The 19,748-nt window shown below is 58.4% G+C and carries 23 protein-coding genes; 4 read left to right on the top strand and 19 right to left on the bottom strand.

The features are described 5' to 3' along the window. Window positions 1-110: 110 nt before the first annotated feature. The 3 genes from FF098_RS05070 to FF098_RS05060 all read right to left on the bottom strand — a co-directional run bounded on the left by FF098_RS05070 (window position 111) and on the right by FF098_RS05060 (window position 2,815). A complete protein-coding gene (locus FF098_RS05070; protein WP_155139413.1) occupies window positions 111-764 on the bottom strand; it encodes an OmpW/AlkL family protein in 654 nt (217 codons plus the stop codon). A gap of 141 nt (window positions 765-905) precedes the next feature. Continuing rightward, window positions 906-2,240 (bottom strand): GDSL-type esterase/lipase family protein, encoded by a 1,335-nt coding sequence (locus FF098_RS05065; RefSeq protein WP_166426339.1) that lies wholly within the window; start codon window positions 2,238-2,240, stop codon window positions 906-908. A gap of 35 nt (window positions 2,241-2,275) precedes the next feature. Next, window positions 2,276-2,815: a GNAT family N-acetyltransferase gene (locus tag FF098_RS05060; RefSeq protein ID WP_166426338.1), complete on the bottom strand. Its 540-nt coding sequence runs from the start codon at window positions 2,813-2,815 to the stop codon at window positions 2,276-2,278. Between the two features lie 163 nt (window positions 2,816-2,978). On the opposite strand from FF098_RS05060, the gene FF098_RS05055 reads away from it, so the two are divergent. Next, on the top strand, window positions 2,979-3,563 hold the full coding sequence (locus FF098_RS05055; protein ID WP_155138076.1) for a fasciclin domain-containing protein: 585 nt from the start codon (window positions 2,979-2,981) through the stop codon (window positions 3,561-3,563). 65 nt (window positions 3,564-3,628) lie between these two features. Here the strand turns inward: FF098_RS05055 and FF098_RS05050 are convergent, their stop codons facing one another. From FF098_RS05050 to ndhC, 15 genes are all read right to left on the bottom strand, one after another. Then, window positions 3,629-3,988 carry a bleomycin resistance protein gene (locus FF098_RS05050; RefSeq protein WP_155138074.1) on the bottom strand — a complete coding sequence of 120 codons (360 nt, stop codon included), beginning with the start codon at window positions 3,986-3,988 and terminating at the stop codon, window positions 3,629-3,631. Window positions 3,989-4,044: 56 nt separating this feature from the next. Continuing rightward, entirely contained in the window at window positions 4,045-4,404 is a 360-nt protein-coding gene (locus FF098_RS05045; RefSeq protein ID WP_155138072.1) for a hypothetical protein, read from the bottom strand. Window positions 4,405-4,804: 400 nt separating this feature from the next. Continuing rightward, complete coding sequence (nuoF, locus tag FF098_RS05040) at window positions 4,805-6,103, bottom strand: NADH-quinone oxidoreductase subunit NuoF (protein ID WP_155138070.1); 1,299 nt, start codon at window positions 6,101-6,103, stop codon at window positions 4,805-4,807. Between the two features lie 100 nt (window positions 6,104-6,203). Beyond that, on the bottom strand, window positions 6,204-6,662 hold the full coding sequence (locus tag FF098_RS05035) for a PaaI family thioesterase (RefSeq protein ID WP_155138068.1): 459 nt from the start codon (window positions 6,660-6,662) through the stop codon (window positions 6,204-6,206). 72 nt (window positions 6,663-6,734) lie between these two features. After that, window positions 6,735-7,391: a class I SAM-dependent methyltransferase gene (locus tag FF098_RS05030; RefSeq protein ID WP_166426337.1), complete on the bottom strand. Its 657-nt coding sequence runs from the start codon at window positions 7,389-7,391 to the stop codon at window positions 6,735-6,737. 75 nt (window positions 7,392-7,466) lie between these two features. Continuing rightward, complete coding sequence (locus FF098_RS05025; RefSeq protein WP_166426336.1) at window positions 7,467-8,450, bottom strand: polysaccharide deacetylase family protein; 984 nt, start codon at window positions 8,448-8,450, stop codon at window positions 7,467-7,469. Between the two features lie 59 nt (window positions 8,451-8,509). Further along, window positions 8,510-10,591, bottom strand: coding sequence for a TonB-dependent receptor plug domain-containing protein (locus FF098_RS05020; protein ID WP_155138062.1), 2,082 nt, complete (start codon window positions 10,589-10,591; stop codon window positions 8,510-8,512). A 134-nt stretch (window positions 10,592-10,725) separates the two neighbouring features. Beyond that, complete coding sequence (gene nuoE / locus FF098_RS05015) at window positions 10,726-11,385, bottom strand: NADH-quinone oxidoreductase subunit NuoE (RefSeq protein ID WP_155138060.1); 660 nt, start codon at window positions 11,383-11,385, stop codon at window positions 10,726-10,728. A gap of 117 nt (window positions 11,386-11,502) precedes the next feature. Continuing rightward, window positions 11,503-11,934 (bottom strand): hypothetical protein, encoded by a 432-nt coding sequence (locus FF098_RS05010; RefSeq protein ID WP_155138057.1) that lies wholly within the window; start codon window positions 11,932-11,934, stop codon window positions 11,503-11,505. Window positions 11,935-11,959: 25 nt separating this feature from the next. Beyond that, window positions 11,960-13,180: an NADH-quinone oxidoreductase subunit D gene (locus FF098_RS05005; protein WP_155138055.1), complete on the bottom strand. Its 1,221-nt coding sequence runs from the start codon at window positions 13,178-13,180 to the stop codon at window positions 11,960-11,962. A 2-nt stretch (window positions 13,181-13,182) separates the two neighbouring features. After that, window positions 13,183-13,785, bottom strand: coding sequence for an NADH-quinone oxidoreductase subunit C (locus FF098_RS05000; RefSeq protein WP_155138054.1), 603 nt, complete (start codon window positions 13,783-13,785; stop codon window positions 13,183-13,185). 6 nt (window positions 13,786-13,791) lie between these two features. Beyond that, window positions 13,792-14,565 carry an energy transducer TonB gene (locus tag FF098_RS04995; RefSeq protein WP_155138053.1) on the bottom strand — a complete coding sequence of 258 codons (774 nt, stop codon included), beginning with the start codon at window positions 14,563-14,565 and terminating at the stop codon, window positions 13,792-13,794. Next, a complete protein-coding gene (locus tag FF098_RS04990) occupies window positions 14,565-14,879 on the bottom strand; it encodes an antibiotic biosynthesis monooxygenase (protein ID WP_155138051.1) in 315 nt (104 codons plus the stop codon). The genes FF098_RS04995 and FF098_RS04990 overlap by 1 nt, the downstream gene beginning before the upstream one ends. 6 nt (window positions 14,880-14,885) lie before the next feature. Beyond that, complete coding sequence (locus tag FF098_RS04985; protein WP_155138049.1) at window positions 14,886-15,479, bottom strand: NuoB/complex I 20 kDa subunit family protein; 594 nt, start codon at window positions 15,477-15,479, stop codon at window positions 14,886-14,888. Further along, on the bottom strand, window positions 15,470-15,817 hold the full coding sequence (ndhC, locus tag FF098_RS04980) for an NADH-quinone oxidoreductase subunit A (protein WP_155139412.1): 348 nt from the start codon (window positions 15,815-15,817) through the stop codon (window positions 15,470-15,472). Before ndhC ends, FF098_RS04985 begins: the two co-directional genes overlap by 10 nt. Before the next feature lie 222 nt (window positions 15,818-16,039). On the opposite strand from ndhC, the gene FF098_RS04975 reads away from it, so the two are divergent. Further along, window positions 16,040-17,830 carry a B12-binding domain-containing radical SAM protein gene (locus FF098_RS04975; protein WP_155138047.1) on the top strand — a complete coding sequence of 597 codons (1,791 nt, stop codon included), beginning with the start codon at window positions 16,040-16,042 and terminating at the stop codon, window positions 17,828-17,830. 14 nt (window positions 17,831-17,844) lie between these two features. Here the strand turns inward: FF098_RS04975 and FF098_RS04970 are convergent, their stop codons facing one another. After that, window positions 17,845-18,252 (bottom strand): GFA family protein, encoded by a 408-nt coding sequence (locus FF098_RS04970; RefSeq protein WP_205967391.1) that lies wholly within the window; start codon window positions 18,250-18,252, stop codon window positions 17,845-17,847. Window positions 18,253-18,440: 188 nt separating this feature from the next. On the opposite strand from FF098_RS04970, the gene FF098_RS04965 reads away from it, so the two are divergent. After that, window positions 18,441-19,421, top strand: a complete 981-nt coding sequence (locus FF098_RS04965) for an LLM class flavin-dependent oxidoreductase (protein WP_155138045.1) — start codon at window positions 18,441-18,443, stop codon at window positions 19,419-19,421. A 76-nt stretch (window positions 19,422-19,497) separates the two neighbouring features. After that, window positions 19,498-19,746, top strand: coding sequence for an MJ0042-type zinc finger domain-containing protein (locus FF098_RS04960; protein ID WP_155138043.1), 249 nt, complete (start codon window positions 19,498-19,500; stop codon window positions 19,744-19,746). Window positions 19,747-19,748 lie beyond the last annotated feature (2 nt).

Genomic DNA, 19,748 nt, shown 5'->3' with positions numbered 1-19,748 from the left:
TCTTGGTCAAATTTCAATTTCGCCAGAGAAAAAAGCCGCCTCTCCTCTGGAAAGGCGGCTACTGGAACGGCTGTGTGAGGTAACGAGGAGGGTTGCCGTTCCGGAGATTTCTAGAAACGACGACCGATACCGATACCGGCGACGACAGGATCGAGGTCGACATCGACCGTGTTGATCGAACCACCGGTGTTCAGCTTGGCAGTCGTATTGATGTCGATGTATTTGACATCGGCATTGAGAAACCAGGTTTCGTTCAGATCGACATCGACACCAGCCTGTAAGGCAAGGCCGAAACTGTCATCGAGCGAGATGCTGGTATCACCGATCGCGTTCTCAAGAGATGACGACGCATCCTCATTATAGAACATTGTGTAATTCAGCCCTACGCCTGCATAAGGGCGCAGCTTGCCGGCCGGGTTGAAGTGATATTGCAGTGTCAGCGTCGGCGGCAGGGCCATGGTGTCGGCAACCGTGCCCAGCGCAGCAAGATCGCCCTCTCCCGAAATGTCATGCGGGCTCGTCGCCAGGATAAGTTCCAGCCCCAGCCGGTCAGTTACAAAATACGTGAAGTCCAGCTCCGGCACCCAGGCATCATCGACCGAGACAGTCCCGCCCGGGAAAGCGGGCTCAACCGAGCCGGCATCGTCGGACGGCATAACCCCGATGACGCGGGCGCGCACAAGCCAGTCGCCTTCACCTGCATGAGCGGTCGAAAGAGATGCAAGCGCAGCAAAAGAAACGACCGCAACGGGCATTGTCAGCATACGAAACATAAAACTCTCCTTTTCGAGATTTATCGCATGCGGACAATCCTCCGTATTCGGCTATAATATTTGATCTGGATCAATTTTTTTGCCCCCTGCCGCGATTGTCGCAGCAGGGTTTTTTAGCTGTAACCAGCCCATTTACTGGCCGCTCAGCCACGGCTCCAGCAGGCCCTGCCAGCGGTCATAGCCAGCGGCAGTGAAATGCAGGCTGTCCTCGGTTACGGACGGATCGAGCTGATCATCGACGACGAAAGGATCGTAAATATTCAGCCAGTCGACGCCCTCCTCCGCGGCGATGCGCTCCAGTCTTGCGTTCAGCTCCAGCACTTCGGCGTTCAGGTCGGACCCACGCGGCGGCAGGCTTTCCAGCAGGATGTTTTCTGCCGGCACGAAGGTCTTGAACTGGCGAATCGCTTCCTGCGTATTTTCCGCCGCCTCGGCTGGTGTGCGGCCATTGCCGATATCGTTAGTGCCAATCATCAGCACGACGTGGGACGGCTCGGCCCGCTCGATCTGGCCCATGCGGTTCAGCAGTCCGCTGGTCTGGTCCCAGCCAATGCCGAAATTGACCGTTTCCATCTCGGGGAACAATGCCGCCCAGTCGCCGCCCTCAGTAATAGAATCACCGACAAAGGCGATGCGGCCCGGCTCGACTTCCCTCGCCTCGAACGCCGAGGCCCGGCGAACATAATGGGTCTTGCCACCCGGCGGGTAATGCGCGGGGATGGCGATGTCCGTGCCTGGCACGACAGGGAACTTGTCGAGATAGGGCTGCAGGAAGGCGACCCAGCGCTCATAGCCCGCCTCGTTCAGGTGCAATCCGTCATCGGTCACAACGGGGTCGAGCTGCGTCCAGCTGTCATCCCAGAACGCTTCGTCCAGATAGACGAACCACATGCCGCGCATATAGGCCTCGTGCATCAGGCGCTCGTTCAGCGCCCGCACACGGTCGGTGAAGCTCGGGTCGCGTGGCAGAACCGCCTGCACATAGATGTCGTCGGTATCCATGAAGGTCATCAACTCTTCCAGGATCGCTTCGACATTATCGCCGACCTGCTGCACCGGGATGTCATGATTGCCGAGATCATTGGTACCGATCATCAACAGCACCGTGGACGGCTGTGCTTGCTCGATCTGTCCCAGCCGCTTCAGCACGCCGCCGCTGGTGTCACCGCTGATACCGAAATTGACGGCATTCTCGCCCGGCATCAGCGTGGACCAGTCGCCGCCCTCGGTGATCGAATCGCCGACCATGGCGATGCCGCCCGGCTCTACCTCGCGCTGCGCGAACATGGCAGTCCTTTCCCGGTAATGATTGCTGACCCAGTCACCGAAGATTGGCAGCGGCTCGATCGCGCCGGTCATCTCGGATTTCTGTGCTTCAGTACCCTCTGACGCTTCGATAGTCGGCTCGACGGCTTCCGCCTCTTCCTGAGGCTCGGCGCAACCCGGCAAGACAATCATGCCAGCCATCAATATCCCCCACACCATTCCTGTCCTGCGCATGATCATCCCTCCATTTTCTTCCTGAAAATGAATTCAGGATCGCGATGTTCCCCGACGAGGAACTCATATTCCTTCACCTTGTCAAAGCCATAGCGCCGATAAAGGCGCTGTGCACCATGATTGTGGGCATAGACGCTGAGATAAAGACCTGACGGCGCACGCGCCTCGCACCATTCCAGCAACGGCTCCAGCAGCGCCTTGCCCAGCCCGGCATTCTGGTAGGGGCGGTCGACATAGAGCCTCTTGATTTCGATATCGTTGGGACCGGGGTCGTCCACCGGCAGGCCGCAGGGCCCGGCGACGGCATAGCCCGCCATGGCACCATCCGGCGCTTCGGCGACGAGAACATGACAATCATCGCTGGCGAGCAGCCGGTCATAGACCTGTCGGTCATGGTTTTCCCGCTGGAAACTTTCCAGATTTTCAGTCGAATAGAGATGGCCGAACGTCTCGTCGAACGTGCGTGCACCAAGCTGCGCCAGCGCATCGGCATCTTTCGGATCGGCCTGCCTGATTGAAAAGTCTTTCCCTGTCTCGCTCACGTTCTTCCTCGCGTCATTCTGCCGCACAAAACCTTCTACACCGCATACTGACTTCTGACATTCGATCACCTGCGCGTGAGAGTTGCGTGAGGCACTCATCTTCGCTCGCCCGCCGTCCGTTCCTGCCTAGGTAAGTGATCGCAACAACGGAAGGAGACTACCCATGTTCAAACGTCTGTCCACTCTCGCTGCCGTAAGCATTTCCACCGCGGCCCTCGCAACGGCAGCTTATGCCGACCATCATGGCGAAAAGAAAATGAGCGACAACCCGATGGTTGGCGGCGCTGAAATGTATGCCAGCAAGACCATCGTCGAAAACGCCGTGAACTCGGCCGATCACGAAACGCTGGTCACTGCCGTCACCGAGGCAGGTCTTGGCGAGACCCTGTCCGGTGAAGGCCCATTCACCGTCTTCGCACCGACCGATGACGCTTTCGCCAAGCTGCCGGAAGGCACAGTCGAGACGCTGCTGATGGATGAGAACCTCGAAACGCTACAAGGCGTGCTCACCTGCCATGTCGTCGACGGCAAGGTCATGGCTGACGCAGTTATCGGCATGATCGAGGAAGGCTATGGCAGCGCAGAGATCGAAACCCTCGGCTCCTGCGTCCTGACCGCCGCGCTCGATGGCGACAATGTGACGATCACGGACGAAAACGGTAACGTCGCCACGGTGACCATCGCCGATGTAAAACAGTCCAATGGCGTCATCCACGTCGTCGACACTGTATTGCTGCCGGCTGGCTAGTCTCTCTCCCCCGCATAGCCAACGGTAAGCTGCCCCGCCCCTGCGTTCCAGGCGGCGGGGTTCGGCTATTCAGGCAATGGCTGTCCGAGGCGCAGCAGATTGCCGTCGAGATCCCAGATATGAAACTCGCGCATGCCATAGTCGAAGTCCTTCGGCTCGGTCATCCGCGTTTCCGCTGAGCGTTCTCGAAATTCAGCATAAAGATCGTCGATGTTCTCGACATTAAAGTAGGCCGATGTGTTCTCGGCAATATGCCTGTCCTTGCACAGCCAGAAGTTCAGGATGATGTCGTCGCGGGAGATGATGCCATAATCGGGATATTCAAAGCGCTGGGTGAAGCCTAGCCGCTCCTCGTACCAGCGCATCGCTGCGCCAATATCCTGTGCCGCAAAAAGCGGGATGGCCTTGGCAAACTTTCCGGTCATATTTCTCTCCTCGATCGCAGTGTAACGGCACAATCGGGAGAGTAAATACTACTTTTCTAGTTAATAGCGCCCTTGCCGCCGAAACGACGCAGGGTGAAATAGGCCGCAGAATAGAACAGCCCGGAAAAGACGCACAGTATGAATAGCGAGATAAGCAGCCATTGGCCGAGCGGTGTTGCGCCCTGCTCGAAATAGAGCGCGCCGAGCACGGCAAAGAGAAACCAGCCGAAGATCGGCAGCAGGCTCCATGCGATGAACTGCCAGCCCCGGCCCCAGCCGACATGCGGTTTTCGGGTATACCAGATCGCAACGCCGGTGGAGATTGCCGTCACCGCCCAACCCCAGTTGAGAAGCCAGAAGAACAGCGACCAGGTCACGGCGTCCTTGAAGAGGAGATCGGTTAAAGCGTGGTCCATGGAAATTTTCTCATCCTGAATTCGAGAGGCGGAATATTCACAAGATGCAATTCAAGTTCAGGTCCTGCTTACTGACAAACGGACAAAATAGCCGATCCAGACTATCGGACCAGCCAGAATACATGATGCGAATATACCAAGCATCAACCATTCAAGTGGCTCAGTTGTGTCAATGTGAAAGAATTGCGCAAGTGCGGTCATTGCCAGAACATAAACTATTGGCGGCAGTATACTGAGCAATAGCATCCGAAGGCCGAATAATCGCCTGCCTTTCATGAACAGATATGATACCGAAGTGAAAACGCTTGCAGTTGTTATGAACCATCCACCGAACAGCACGAAAACGATGATGGCCAACGTCCGAGCATCCAGAAAAAGGGAGCCTACGGAGCCCACGTAATCACTCCGCTGCCGCCACCTGTACGTGCGGCTTGCCCGTGCGGTAATTGGTGATCTTTTCCTCGATCTCGTGGCGGAAGTGCTGGATCAAGCCCTGGATCGGCCAGGCGGCGGCATCGCCGAGGGCGCAGATGGTGTGTCCCTCGATCTGGCCGGCAACATCCAGCAGCTTGTCGATTTCCCACATCTCCGCATCGCCCTCGGCCATGCGGGTCAGCACGCGCCACATCCAGCCGGTGCCCTCGCGGCACGGCGTGCACTGGCCGCAGCTCTCATGCTTGTAGAAATAGGCGATGCGGGCGATGGCGCGGACCATGTCGGTCGACTTGTCCATGACGATGACAGCGGCGGTGCCGAGGCCGGATTTGTGCTCGCGCAGGGCATCGAAATCCATCAGCACGTCGTCGCAGATATCCTTCGGCAGGCAGCGCACCGAAGAGCCGCCGGGGATGACGGCCTTGAGGTTGTCCCAGCCGCCGCGCACGCCGCCGCAATGGCGCTCCAGGAGCGTCTTCAGCGGGATCGACATCTCTTCTTCGACATTGCACGGCTTGTTCACATGGCCGGAGATGCAGAACAGCTTGGTGCCGGCATTGTTGTCTCTGCCGAAACTTTTGAACCACCCTGCCCCGCGGCGCAGGATCGTGGGCGCAACGGCGATCGATTCGACGTTGTTCACCGTAGTCGGGCAGCCATAGAGGCCGGCACCCGCCGGGAATGGCGGTTTCAGGCGCGGTTGGCCCTTCTTGCCCTCGAGGCTTTCCAGCAGCGCGGTTTCCTCACCGCAGATATAGGCGCCAGCGCCATGGGCCAGATACAGGTCGAACGGCCAGCCGTGAATGTTGTCCTTGCCGATCAGCTTGGCCTCATAGGCTTCGTCGATAGCGCGCTGCAATTGCTCGCGCTCGAAGATGTATTCCCCGCGGATATAGATATAACAGGCATGGGCCTTCATCGCGAAGGAGGCGATCAGGCAGCCCTCTATGAACAGATGCGGGTCATGGCGCATGATCTCCCGGTCCTTGCAGGTGCCGGGCTCGGATTCGTCTGCGTTGACGACGAGGTAATGCGGGCGGTCGCGCACTTCCTTGGGCATGAACGACCATTTCAGGCCGGTCGGGAAGCCGGCACCGCCGCGCCCGCGCAAGCCGGAGTCCTTGACCTGCTGGATGATCCATTCAGGCCCCATCTCGATCATCTCTCTCGTACCGTTCCAGGCACCACGCTTTTTAGCGGCTTCCAGGCGGTAATCCTGCAGGCCGTAGAGATTAGTGAAGATGCGGTCCTTGTCCTGAAGCATGGGGCGTCCCGTGTCTGAATGCGTATAGGTCAGGCTCTCATAGGCCAGATTTTGCCGTCAGATCAACGGTAAAGCGGCGTCCCGCGTCAGTTTGCGCGGCCTATTTGCCGCCATTCGGGGCGAAGGGCAGCATCATGGCCGTCTGGATGGCACTGGCGACCTTCTGGCCCCGGCCATTGAACAGGTCGGCGCTGGTATAGCACAGGGTACGGCCCATCCGGGTCACCCGCGCCTCGCAGCGATAGGCCCCGACATCGCAGGGGCGGAAGAACTGGGTGTGGATGTCGGTCGTCGATGGCATCATCTTGCCACCGCTCATGATGTGCGCGAGAGGCCCCATCGTGTCGTCCATCATTGCCGTCAGGATACCGCCCTGCACTTTTCCGGCCGGGTTCAGCATGCGGTCGGTGGCGACGAAATCGATGACCATACGCTGGCCCGGCACATCGATTTCCACCGGCTCGAAACCCAGCAGCTGCGCGGAAGTCGGCCTGGGGAAATTCCTGAACGTCGCCGCATAGGCTTCGATCTCTTCTGTCGATGGCGGGCGCGTGACCATAAGGCTCTCCTGTCCGGTCAGAATAGCGGCAGTCACGAGAAAGGCGAAGACGAAATGCAGTCGGCGTCTGGCTCAGGCCTTTCGACGATATAGTTTTCGGATATGGGGTGATTCCGGGAGAGTAACTTCTTCCCAATTCGGATCTGGATCGAAAAAGATTTCACACACCAGACGAACCTGCTTGGTTTCCATCTGCTCATCAGTATAGTGATTGACCTGATGCGGCATGACCTTTGCGTTCATCGAAGGTGATCCTGCAAATGTCCAGTCATAATCATCAAACAGAATATAGCCCGATGGCTTCACAAGAACCTTGAGGGCACAGGCTGCTGGTGCATCCTGCCAATAGGCATGAGCGCCGTCGAGATAAACGAAATCATATATTCCGTCGGATCCGTTTTTGAGCGCTTCAGCTGCCAACAAGGCCAGGTTCCAAGCATATCCATCATAAGTGCGACGGGTGTTTCCGAATTTGCGGAAATTCGAAAACCCCATTTTTTCCAGATCTCCGGCCAGATCATTTACGCTGGCATGAAAATCGAAAATATCAAGCTTCCCCTTGTGATCCATCCATTTCAGCAATGCCAGTGTCGTGGCACCAATACCTACTCCAACTTCTGCTATATGAAGATCGTTTTGGGGCTGAAGGAGATTTTCCATTGCATGGACGACATCTGCACTAGGTTCGCTGACCCTGATAAATTTTGGATCATCAAGCTTTTCTAACAATGGTTGTCTCCTCGCTGTCATATTGACCAGTAAGGTCAATCTTGAAACACATTGGCGCGATTAACAATAAAAATACTATTCGCGGCGACCCGTTCCACACTCCCCATTTTCTACACCCAGAATTCCATAACTCTCATACAACGCCTCATCGATGGCCTCCTCCTCCACAGCAAGAAACGAGAATTCCGGTCCCGGCTTGCCGGCGAGGCTCGCCAGCGCGGCTACCCTGCCCATACCCAGAAACCGGGTGTCCGGCTCGACTTCAAAGATCGGGTCGGCATAGGCCGCGTCGGCCGTGACGATCTCCCAGCCATCGGCCTCAAGCGCTGCGACCAGATCGGTAATAAACATCGCCGCGATATCGTTCTCGTGCAGCAGCAGCGTATGGGCGACGGGGCGGCCCAGATACTCCCGCGATGCCTCATCGTAGAAATTCGCCGCATCGACAATCATGTCCGTATAAAGACGGCCAAGATTGGCCTCGCAGACCGCCTCGCCCTCCTTGCGAGCCTTCTGATACAGGCTGTCGAGATACCAGTCATAAGTGTCGACCGTGACATAGCCGTTCTTCAGTCCGCGCTCGGCCAGCCCTTCTCGCACGGCATTACGCTTTTCAAGGTCCGGCGCCTCGTTCAGGAACGGGAAACGGAACCATGGGCGCCGGTTCTCGAACACGGCGAGCATCATCTCCGCGGTATCGATATCGGCGAGATATTCATTCGGCGTCACCTCCCGCAGCCAGGGATGGGTATGGCTGTGATTGGCGATGACGTGCCCGGCTGCGGCATAGTTCTGAATGCGGGCAAGCCTCACTGGCGAATTGATGCCCCGTGTCGTCACGAAGAATGCCGCCTGCTCGACACCGGCCTCAGCCAGCCCGGCGGTGAGCATGGCTGCACGTTCCTCGCCACTCATATGACGATCCCCCATGGGCGCATCGTCATAGGTCAGGGCAATGCGCTTGCCAGTTCCCTCCTGCGCCATGACAGGCATGGCATATGCCAGTGCTGCAATTGCCAGAACTACGCCAAACCCAAAGGCTCTTTTCATCATTTCCATCCCGTTCTCCATTTTCGTCGAGGCTATCCGAACTCGCCTCGCTTGGAAACATAATGGCGTCAGAACGTGCCGGACAGGTTTACCCCGACAATCGGATTGAAGGCCCATTCGCGCGCTTCTCGCACCACGAACGTCGAATCGGCCCGCGAGCCTGCGTAGAGATCGCGGGTAAAGTCTTCGGTGTAATTCAGGATGTTGAAGACATAGACTTGGGCCGTTGCGCCGAAGAAGTCCTTGTGTTCGGCATAGATTTCTATCGTGGGCTTTGACTGGCTGAACTGGCTGATCTGGGAGCGGCGATAGACCGGCGACAGCTTGAAATCCTCGATCGATGCGCCATAGGCATAATCAGTATCGGGAATGTCGTGACGGTATTCGATCCGGTAGAACCATTTGGTCTGCTCGTTCAGCCGTCTGATATCACCCGTGAACGGGTCTGCAATCTCCGAGTCACGAAGACGGAAGTCATAGGTAATCTCGCCGCCCTTGATGCCGTAATTGGTCAACATCTGTGTGCCATTCAGTTGCAGGCGCGTCGAAGTCGCAGAAGGCACGTTGCCCGGGCCGTCGCCATCGCCGATCGGAATCTGCTGGACAATGTCCTCGATTTCTTCGTGGACGATGCTCAGCGTAATCTTGCTCTCGTCATCGAAGGTCCGCTCGATAGCGGCTTCATATATCCATGATTGCTGGGGGACCAGGTCGGTATTCCCCTCCTGCCCATTTTCTGACTCAAGGTTTATCGAACTGGTGAACGCGAAGAAGTCCAGCTGACCGACCTCTCGTTCGACACGCCCGCGCAGCTCGGTTTTCTCGCTCAGTTTGTATGTCGCTGAAACGAACCCCTTGGGCCGTGTAAAGGAGCGCTTGTTGGCAAACTCGCCCGATTGTTCGAGCTCGGAATATTCGATAGCCAATGAGCTTTGCAGGGCCAGCTTTTCGCCGAGCGGGAAATTATAGGTCGCCGAGACCTCGCCGCGGCGCTCCTCTACCTTGCTGTCGGCGCCATCGAAGTCGATTTCGGTCTGGCTGCCATCCTCGGCGAGCGTGTATAGCGCTGCTTCATTATCGACGAAGTTATAGGCGACCTCGCCGGCCAGTTCGAACGACCGGCCCTCGCCATAATCCCAGCTCTGCTCACCGCGCAGGATCGATTCCCCCTCATAGGTTTCCTGTTCATAGCGGTCGCCGCCGAGGTAATTATCGCCTTCATGGCTGACGACGGTCTGCCAGTAATCACTGTTCTCACGATAGTTGAAGCCGATCAGCTTCAGCCTGCCGCCGAGGAAATCGAACGCGTAATCCGCACCGAATTCGGAATTCCATTCATCTTCCGCTTCATTGAACCGGCGCAATTCCAACGGGTCCATGGGCATCAACGGATAGTATTCGGAGAAGATCGAGTTCTCGAAATCGAACACGCCAAGCTTCATGTTGAAGTTGGCCTCATTTCCAGCTTCACTCTTGTGACCGAGCGTGACCGTCAGCTCCGGTTGTTCGCCCTTTGGCTCGATCTCTTCGTAGCGCCGCTCCAGCCTTTCCCCGGCAGCATTGGTGACGAACTCGTCGCCCCACGCCCCATTGCGACGGGAATTGTTTTCAAGGCCAACCGTATACGTTACATTATTGCGTTTGCCACTGACCGATACCGACCCGCTCAACAGGCGCGACGTAAGACCCTTGCGGAATTGCGGATTGTATTCCCAGTTGCCGGTCGTCTTTTCCTGATTGAGCACAACATTGGCGACTTGCCCGGAAAGGCCGGAAATGCCCAGCGTTGCGCCGTCGACGATCTCGATACGGACAACAGCTTCGGCAGACGTCTGGCTCAGGATCGATACTGGATTGGTCGATTTGCCGGAGACACGGGCGCCATTGATCAGCACATTAAAACCGCCCTGGCCGAAGCCCCGGCGGTCATCACCCTCGCGGATCTGGAAACCCGGCACATTACGCAGCATGTCAGTTGCTGTCTGCGGGCCGAAGCGCTCGAAATAGCCGGGCAGAAAAACCTGCCTGCCGTCTTCAGTGTAGGCGAGTGGAGAGCCCTCCCTTGCTGATTCTTCTTGCGCGAATGCGCAGCCCACAGTCAGGGCGGCAAGCATGGCGAAAACTGATGCGGAGACTTTGACCTTGGACATCTACTAATTCCCTCGTTTATTTTGAGGGATAGCATCACCATTGGCCTGAATTTGCGACTAAATCTTTAGTAATAAGATCAGCACTCTCGAAGAAAGAGATAAATCGCCTCGATTCACCGTGTACGTGACAGGTTCTACTCTGTCTTGGCCGGCTCTGAATTCGGCAGCTTGTCGATGGGCCTGGCCATCGATCCATCATAGAGACTTTCATCCGTCAGCGTCGTGTTCTCGCCTTCCGGATCGGAGGTATGACGGTTCGGGTTCTGTGTGCCCGGCTCGACATGCTCACCGGCCTGCAGCTTGTCGAGGATGGCACCGAAATTCTCCGGCGTCAGGTCCTCGTAATAATAGTCGTTGATCTGCGCCATCGGGGCATTGCAGCAGGCACCGAGGCACTCGACCTCGAGCCAGGACAGCTTGCCGTTGATCGCCATTTCCGGACCGATCTTCTCGCGGCAAACCTCTTTCAGCTCTTCGGCACCGCGCAGCATGCAGGGCGTCGTGCCGCAGAGCTGGACGAAGAACTCGCCGACCGGCGCCAGGTTGAACATGGTGTAGAAGGTCGCGACCTCGTAAACTCGGATATAGGGCATATCCAGCTGTTTCGCGATCGTCTCCATCGCCGGGATCGAGATCCACCCTTCCTGCTTCTGGGCACGCCACAGCATGGGGATTACGGCGGAGGCCTGACGCCCGTCGGGGAACTTGGCGACCTGCGTTTCGCACCATTTCGCGTTCTCCTCACTCCACTGGAAGGAAGCCGGCTGGTTGGTCGCAGGTTTACGAGATGCCATGGATCGTCTCTTTCGCTTATGGTCGCGGGCAAGCAAGCCCAGATTGTTCAGCGACAGGCTCTAGCATATTTTGAGAAGATGGAAACCCTGCGGAAGAAGCCTTTGGGCCGCACCCTATTATGCTATTTCAGTCGAGGCAGGCTCTGTGCGCCCTGCCCGCATCGCTTCCATCTTTGCCAGGCGTTTTTCGGCCTGCGCAATCTGGCGGCGCAGGAGAGCCGAGCGATAAGCGCGGATCGGCGCACCCAGCAGCGGCAGCCGCGCGGTCACATCGGTCCGCAGCATCAGGATCAGGACGACCAGCGCCGGCAGATACCATTTGAGGTAATCAGCGGAGTACATCTCGATGCGCCCTTCGGTCACGGCTTGGCCCAGCGGCACCATGACAAGGCCGATGAAGCCGCCGAAAAGGAAACCGAAGATAAGCGCGCCAAGATGGGTCAGCCACGGCTTGCCGCCGCGGTGTTCAGGCCGGAACCATACGAAGGACAGGGCAAAGACTATAAGCGCCCACAGCACAGCGGTGACGCCCTGCGCCAGCAGCATCATCTCTGGCGTCAGCTGTTCCACAGGCCTAGCGGTCGATTTCGCCGAAGACGATATCCAGTGTACCGATGATCGCCGAAACGTCGGCCAGCATGTGGCCACGGTTCATCCAGTCCATGGCCTGAAGGTGGGCATAGCCCGGCGCGCGGATCTTGCAGCGATACGGCTTGTTGGTGCCGTCGGAGACGAGATAGACGCCAAACTCGCCCTTTGGCGCCTCGACACAGGCATAGACCTCGCCGGCGGGCACGTGCGGGCCTTCCGTATACAGCTTGAAGTGGTGGATCAGCGCTTCCATCGAGCCTTTCATCTCGCCACGGCGCGGCGGCGCGATCTTGCCGTCCTCGCTCATGACCGGGCCCGGCTCCAAGAGCTTGATGCACTGCTTGATGATCTTGACCGATTGCAGCATCTCCTCGACGCGGCACAGATAGCGGTCATAGCAATCGCCATTCTTGCCGAGCGGGATGTCGAATTCCAGCTCGTCATAAATCTCGTAGGGTTGCGACTTGCGCAGGTCCCATGGCACGCCCGAGCCGCGCAGCATGACGCCGGAGAAGCCCCAGTCGAACGCTTCTTCCTTGGTTACGACGCCGATATCGACATTGCGCTGCTTGAAGATGCGGTTGTCGGTGATCAGCTGTTCGATCTCGTCGAGCACTTTCGGGAAATGGTCGCACCAAGCGTCGATATCGTCGACCAGCTTTTGCGGCAGGTCCTGATGCACACCGCCGACGCGGAAATAGGCCGCGTGCATACGGCTGCCTGAGGCGCGCTCATAGAACACCATCAGCTTCTCGCGCTCCTCGAAACCCCACAGCGGCGGCGTCAGCGCGCCGACATCCATCGCCTGCGTGGTCACGTTCAGAAGGTGCGACAGAAGACGGCCGATTTCGGAATAGATAACGCGGATGATCTTGCCCCGGCGCGGCACCTCGATACCGAGAAGCCGCTCCGCCGCGAGGCAGAAGGCATGCTCCTGGTTCATCGGCGCGACATAATCCAGCCGGTCGAAATACGGGATCGCCTGCAGGTAGGTCTTGTACTCGATCAGCTTTTCCGTGCCACGATGCAGCAGGCCGATATGCGGATCGACCCGTTCCACGACCTCGCCATCCAGCTCCAGCACAAGGCGCAGAACACCGTGTGCGGCCGGGTGCTGCGGGCCGAAGTTGATGGTGAAGTTGCGCTCGCCGGCCTTGTCGGAGGCGGAGTCTTCAACGGTTACGACTTTGGTGCCATCTGCCATGACTATTCAGCCTTTTCATCGCCGGGAATGACGTACTCGGCGCCTTCCCACGGGGAGAGATAATCGAAATTGCGGTATTCCTGGGTCAGTTGCACCGGCTCGTAGACGACGCGCGACTGCTCGTCGTCATAGCGCACTTCGTAATGGCCGGTCAGCGGGAAGTCCTTGCGCAGCGGATAGCCCTCGAAGCCATAATCCGTCAGCAGGCGGCGCATGTCCGGGTGACCCTCAAACTGGATGCCATACATGTCGAACGCCTCGCGCTCGAACCAGTTGGCACACGGAAATACGTCGATGGAAGTCGGGATTGTCTGGTCCTCGCCAACGGCGACCTTGACGCGGATGCGCTGGTTCGCATGCAGGCTGAGCAGGTGATAGACGACATCGAACCGCTTGGTGCGTTCCGGATAATCGACGCCGCACAGGTCGATAAGCTGCAGGAACTGGCACAGCTGGTCATCGCGCAGGAATTTCAGCACCTGCAGAATCGTCGACGTACTGGTCGTCACCGTCAGCTCGCCAAAGGAGATTTCGGCGCCCATCAGCGCGTCGCCCAGCTGGGCTTCCAGATGCTCTTTCAGTTCTATCAGCTCTTCTTTGGTCATGAATGCCTAGCCTGCCGTGAAGGTAACGGTTACGGGAACGTCCCGCGTGATGACGAAATAGCCGCTTTGCACCGCCGGGTCAAAACGCCATGACGAGACGGTTGTCATGGCCGCCGGCGCGAGGCACGGATCGGTCGAATCGAGAATGCGGATATTGACCGGGTCGCCTGTGACGGAAACGTCGAACACCACCGACACCTTGTATTCTGGCGCGCCGCGGGCACACCCGGCGGGGAAACTCGGCGCGCGGGTCGAGACCGGCTTTATCGGGCGGTCCGGCAGGTCCGTCGGGATTTTTACGCCGGTATCGATTTCCAGCTCGTGGATCATCTGCTGGATCGTGTCGGAGGAGCCGTAAAGGCTGTCATGGTCGCGCAGGACTGAAAGCGCTTGTTCCGGGCGTCCCTGAAACACATACAGCTCTGCCAGCGCCTGCACGACTTCATCGCGTTGCCAGCCGGGCACACCGGGCAAGGCCAGGGCTGCTTGCAGGTCTGCCTCGGCGGCAGCAAGGTCACCACCCTCGCCCGCAGCATGAGTTTTCGCCCGCGCCAGCAGCAAGGCGGCACGGTCGGTATCATTCAGCCCGCGATCATCCAGCCTGTCATTGATGCGTTCCACTGCACCGGCGCGATTGCCCTCCTCAGACAGCTCCATCGCCTCGGCGATCTCGCGCTCCGTCTTGCGAGAGATGTCCTGCGCCATAGCGGGCGCAAAGGCGAACAAAGCACCGGTCAAGACTGACAGCGCGGTAAATTTCTTGAAGACCTTGAAAACCATTACTCTACTCCGTGACGTTCAGTCAGCAGATCGTCGGTCACGATCATGGTAATTTCCGGGCGGCGCTCCAGAACGACATCCTTCATCACATTGCTTGCATCGACATACGCTTCGGAAAGCCGGGCCTTGTCCCTCGTCTCCTCGTCAGGCCAGCGGGCATAGGCCGCCCACCAGCCGTCTTTCGTATGGTGAAGCCGTGAACCGAGGCCACCGCATTCCTCAATGAACCCCTTGGTCAGCTCGCGCCATGCCAGGCGGAAATCGGCGATCCGGTCTGGATCCACCTTCCATTGATAGAGGACGGCAAGGCTCATGGCTGGTTACCTGACGATCGAACCCTCGCGGCGGATCTTCTTCTGCAGCTGCAGAAGGCCATAGATCAGCGCTTCGGCGGTCGGCGGGCAGCCCGGCACATAGACATCGACCGGCACGATGCGGTCGCAGCCACGCACGACGGAATAGCTGTAGTGATAATAGCCACCGCCATTGGCGCAGGAACCCATGGAGACCACGTATCGCGGCTCCGGCATCTGGTCGTAAACCTTGCGCAGGGCCGGTGCCATCTTGTTGGTCAGCGTGCCGGCGACAATCATCAGGTCGGACTGGCGCGGTGAGGCACGCGGCGCCATGCCGAACCGCTCCATGTCATAGCGCGGCATAGAGGCCTGCATCATTTCAACGGCACAACACGCAAGGCCGAAAGTCATCCACATCAGCGAGCCGGTGCGCGCCCAGTTGATCACCGCGTCAGAAGACGTCGTGAAGAAGCCACGGTCGGCAAGCTCGTCTGACAGTTGCGTGAAAAACGGGTCCTTGTCGGTGGGTTGATAACCCTCGCCGCTGACCCGCGCAGCCTGGCCATAGGCCGGCTGGATGATGCTGCTCTGATTAGCGTTCTTGTTGTCTACCGCCATTCGAGCGCTCCTTTTTTCCACTCATACGCAAAGCCGATGAAGAACACGGCGAGGAACACGAACATCGACCAGAAGGCAAATATCTGGAAGTCGCGGTCCATACCCAGTTCCGGGTTGAACAGCGCCACCGCCCACGGGAACAGGAAGGCCACGTCCAGATCGACGATGATGAACAGGATCGCGACAATATAGAACTGAACGTCGAATTTCATGCGGGCATCGTCAAACGCCTCGAAACCGCATTCATAGGTCGAAACCTTTTCCTGATCGGGGTTCGACGGCGCCAGAAGGGTCGGCAGCACCAGAAAGGCGATGCCGATAATGGCGGCGAGGCCCATGAAGATGAGAATAGGCAGATATTCCAGGAGAAAGTCGGATCCGGCCACGGGTCATTCCTGTCGTTCGAGTCACTAGATTTCATGAGCATTTACGCGTTGCCGGTGGACCGGTCAAATGTTTGCGGCCCTGTTGCGGCAAAAAGGAGCGGGCTTATCGAGCCCTCACCGCCGCTTTACCGGTCGTCGCAATTTTGCGATAACTCAGGCCGAGGGGGATATATCATGACTGATACTGCAAAACGCACTTTCCGCCTGATCTTGGTGAAGCCGTCCCATTATGACGATCTTGGCTATGTCATCTCGTGGGTGAGATCGCCGATCCCGGCGAATTCCCTTGCCTGCGTCTATGGTATCGCCTCCGCCGCCGCAGCGGCTGGCCGCTTTGGCACGACTGAAGTCAGCATCGAGGCCTGTGACGAGACCAATACCCGCATCAAACCCTCGAAAATCGCCGAGGATATCAAGCGTCACGACGATGGCATGGTGATGCTCGTCGGCGTCCAGTCGAACCAGTTCCCCCGCGCCCTCGACATTGCCCGCCCCCTGCGCGAAGCCGGAATCAAGGTCGGGATTGGCGGCTTCCATGTTTCCGGCACGCTCGCCATGCTCGACCAGATCGCCCCGGGTGTGCAGGAAGCGCTGGATATGGGCTGCTTCCTCTTTGCAGGCGAGGCCGAGGAAGGCCGCCTGGAAGGCGTAATCGAGGATGCGCTCAACGGCACCTTGCAGGACACCTATAACTTCATGAACGCCCTGCCGGACATGACCGGCTCTGCCTCCCCCATCCTGCCGGAACCGGTCGTCAAGCGCACCTTCGGTGCCAATACCAGCTTCGATGCCGGACGCGGCTGCCCGTTCCAGTGCTCTTTCTGCACCATCATCAATGTGCAGGGCCGCAAGTCACGCTATCGCTCCCCGGACGACGTGGAAGCCATCATCCGCAAGAACGTCGAACAGGGTATCTGCCGGTTCTTCATCACCGACGACAATTTTGCCCGCAACACCAACTGGGAAGACATCTTCGACCGGCTGATCCACCTGCGCGAAGTCGAGATGGTGCCCTTCCGCTGTATCATCCAAGTCGATACCAGCTGCCACAAGATCCCGCGCTTCATCGAGAAGGCCGCCCGCGCCGGCGTGCGCCGTGTCTTCATCGGGCTGGAGAACATCAACCCGGAAAACCTAGTCGGCGCAAAGAAACGCCAGAACAAGATCACCGATTATCGCACCATGCTGCTGGAATGGAAAAAACACGGCGTGACGAATTACTGCGGTTACATCACCGGCTTCCCGACCGATACACGAGAGCGCATCCTGTCCGAGGTGAAACTGATCATGGAAGAGCTGCCGGTCGATATCCTGGAGTTTTTCTACCTCACCCCCCTGCCCGGGTCTGAAGACCACAAGAAACTGCAGGCGGCGGGAACGTGGATGGACCCTGACCTCAACAAATACGATCTTGATCACCGCGTCACCCATCACCCGAAGATGTCGGATGAGGAATGGGAGCAGACCTATCGTGACGTCTGGAAGATGTATTACTCGCGTGAGCACCGCCTGCGTGTCATCAAACGCAACGCCGCACACGGCATCTCGCCGGGCAAGACCGGCTTCCTAGTCAACTATTTCTGGTGCGCCTGGAATATCGAGCGGGTGCATCCGCTGGAGACCGGCCTGATCCGTCGCCGCTTCTGGACGGACAGGCGCCCCGGCCTGCCACGCGAAAACCCGCTCGTCTTCTTTACCCGCGAATATATCGGCGGACCGCTGAAGCTCGCCCGCTGGGTCGCTTCGTACCTGTCGATCATTCCCGCCTATATGCAGATCAAGGCAGAGATGAAAAAGAACGACAAGCGCCTTCCCTACACGGACAAGTCGCTCGAACCGGTTGTTGAAGATACGGAATTCGAGCGGGAGATGTATCAGTCAGAGGCTGCCAAGGCGGCCGTCGCGACGGAGACGCGCGTAGCCGCCATCGTGAAGAAAAAGGCAGAGACGAAAACCCCGGCCTGAAACCAGCCTGAACGTCAGTCAGCTGATTTATGCGCGAGAGCCGCTGCGTTCTTCTCCCAGTTGACGCCATCGAAGTGGTTAACGATCACCTCTTCGAAATCCTGCGGGTCGTCGAGACAAGCCCATGTCACCGCGAACCCGTCGGGATTCGAGCGCGGCGTGTAGAAGCTCTTTACCCCACAGACAGAACAGAATGTGTGCTGCGCCTTGTGGGTGTTGAAGGTATAGGTCGTCAGCCTGTCTGCGCCCTGCAGCCACCGGAACCGGCTTGCCGGGACGATAACGTGAGTATTGCGTACCATCGCGCAGATCGAACAGTTGCAGTCCTCGATCTCGATCCGCTCTGGCAATGCCACCTCGAACCGCACGGCGCCGCAATGGCACCCGCCCTGCCGCCAACGCATCGAGTTGTCATCAGTCATGCTGTTCTCCGCTTTTGTCATGACAGGGTTTGAGCATTCCGTCGAATGCTGGCCAATAGCATTATAACATTATCTTCGTGACTGCACCTTATAGCACCGGCGTTGGACGTGCTCCTATCCATCACTGGACATCTGCCAGCGACCCCTTACCTGTGAGGCCTGTCCAGTAACACAGGAAGGCTACAGCCTTGATCCCCCTCTCCGTCCTCGATCTTGCCCCCATCACCGAGGGCGGCACGATTGCTCAATCCTTCGAAAACACCGTCGCGCTGGCACAAGCCGCCGAGCGGCTGGGCTATCACCGCTACTGGCTTGCCGAGCACCACAATATCAGCGGCATCGCCAGCGCCGCGACTTCCATCCTTATCGGCCATGTCGCGGGAAAGACATCGACCATCCGTGTCGGTGCCGGTGGCATCATGCTGCCAAACCACGCACCACTCGTGATTGCCGAACAGTTCGGTACGCTGGAGACGCTCTATCCGGGCCGGATCGACCTCGGCCTTGGCCGCGCGCCAGGCGGGGATCAGGCCACTGCCCGCGCCCTGCGCCGGACGATGCAGGGCGGTGAGGACCGCTTCCCGCAGGATGTGAGTGAATTGCTGGACTATTTCTCCGCGCCGGACGCCTCGCGCCAGGTCAGCGCCATTCCCGGCGAAGGGCTGGATGTGCCTGTCTGGATCCTCGGTTCCAGCCTGTACGGTGCGCAGATGGCTGCCCATTTCGGCCTGCCCTATGCATTCGCCTCGCATTTTGCCCCTCAGGCCTTGCTACAGGCTGTAAGGGTCTATCGCGACAGCTTCCAGCCCTCGCATTATCTGAAAGCGCCGAAGGTCATGATGGCCGCCAATGCGATTGCCGCCGACACTGAAGAGGAAGCCGACTTCCTCTTCACTTCGCTGCAACAGGCCTTTGCCAATCTGCGCCTCGGCAGGGCCGGCCCCCTGCCCGCCCCGCGCCGCGGGCTGGACTTGCCGCCGCATATCCGTGCCAGCCTCGAACAGGCGCTCGCCTACAGCGCTGTCGGCGGGCCTCAGCGCGTCGGAGAGCAGTTGCGCGATTTCATCGACCACATAGCACCCGACGAAATGATCATAGCCTCGTCGATCCACGACCCGGCGGCACGCCAGCACTCGCTGGAAATCGTCATGGATGTGATGAAAGACTGACGCCAAACGGCCAAACATCTTTGCAAACAGCCCGGTTGGTGACAGGGTGCGGTTCCATCAGATGCGGAGACACCGAATGCCACAGTTCAACATGATCGTTCTTTCAGAAGAGCAAGCACAGGGCGCCGACATCATCGAGCACACAGCCGGTAGCCCGGCCAGGGAAGGTGGCGGCGACGAGACCTATCGCTGCGGCGGCTGCAAGACCAAGCTGCTAGTCAATGTCGCCCATCACGACGCCCATGGCGTCGTCGTAAAATGCGGCAAGTGCGGCAAGCTGAACACCGAGCCACATCATGGCCACGGCCATCACCATCATCACTAAGG

Origin of the sequence: Aquisalinus luteolus, assembly GCF_009712425.2 — a bacterium.
GTDB classification, from domain to species: domain Bacteria; phylum Pseudomonadota; class Alphaproteobacteria; order Caulobacterales; family Parvularculaceae; genus Aquisalinus; species Aquisalinus luteolus.
Note: the sequence above shows the minus strand (reverse complement) of the source record. Positions and strands in the feature narration are given on the sequence as shown.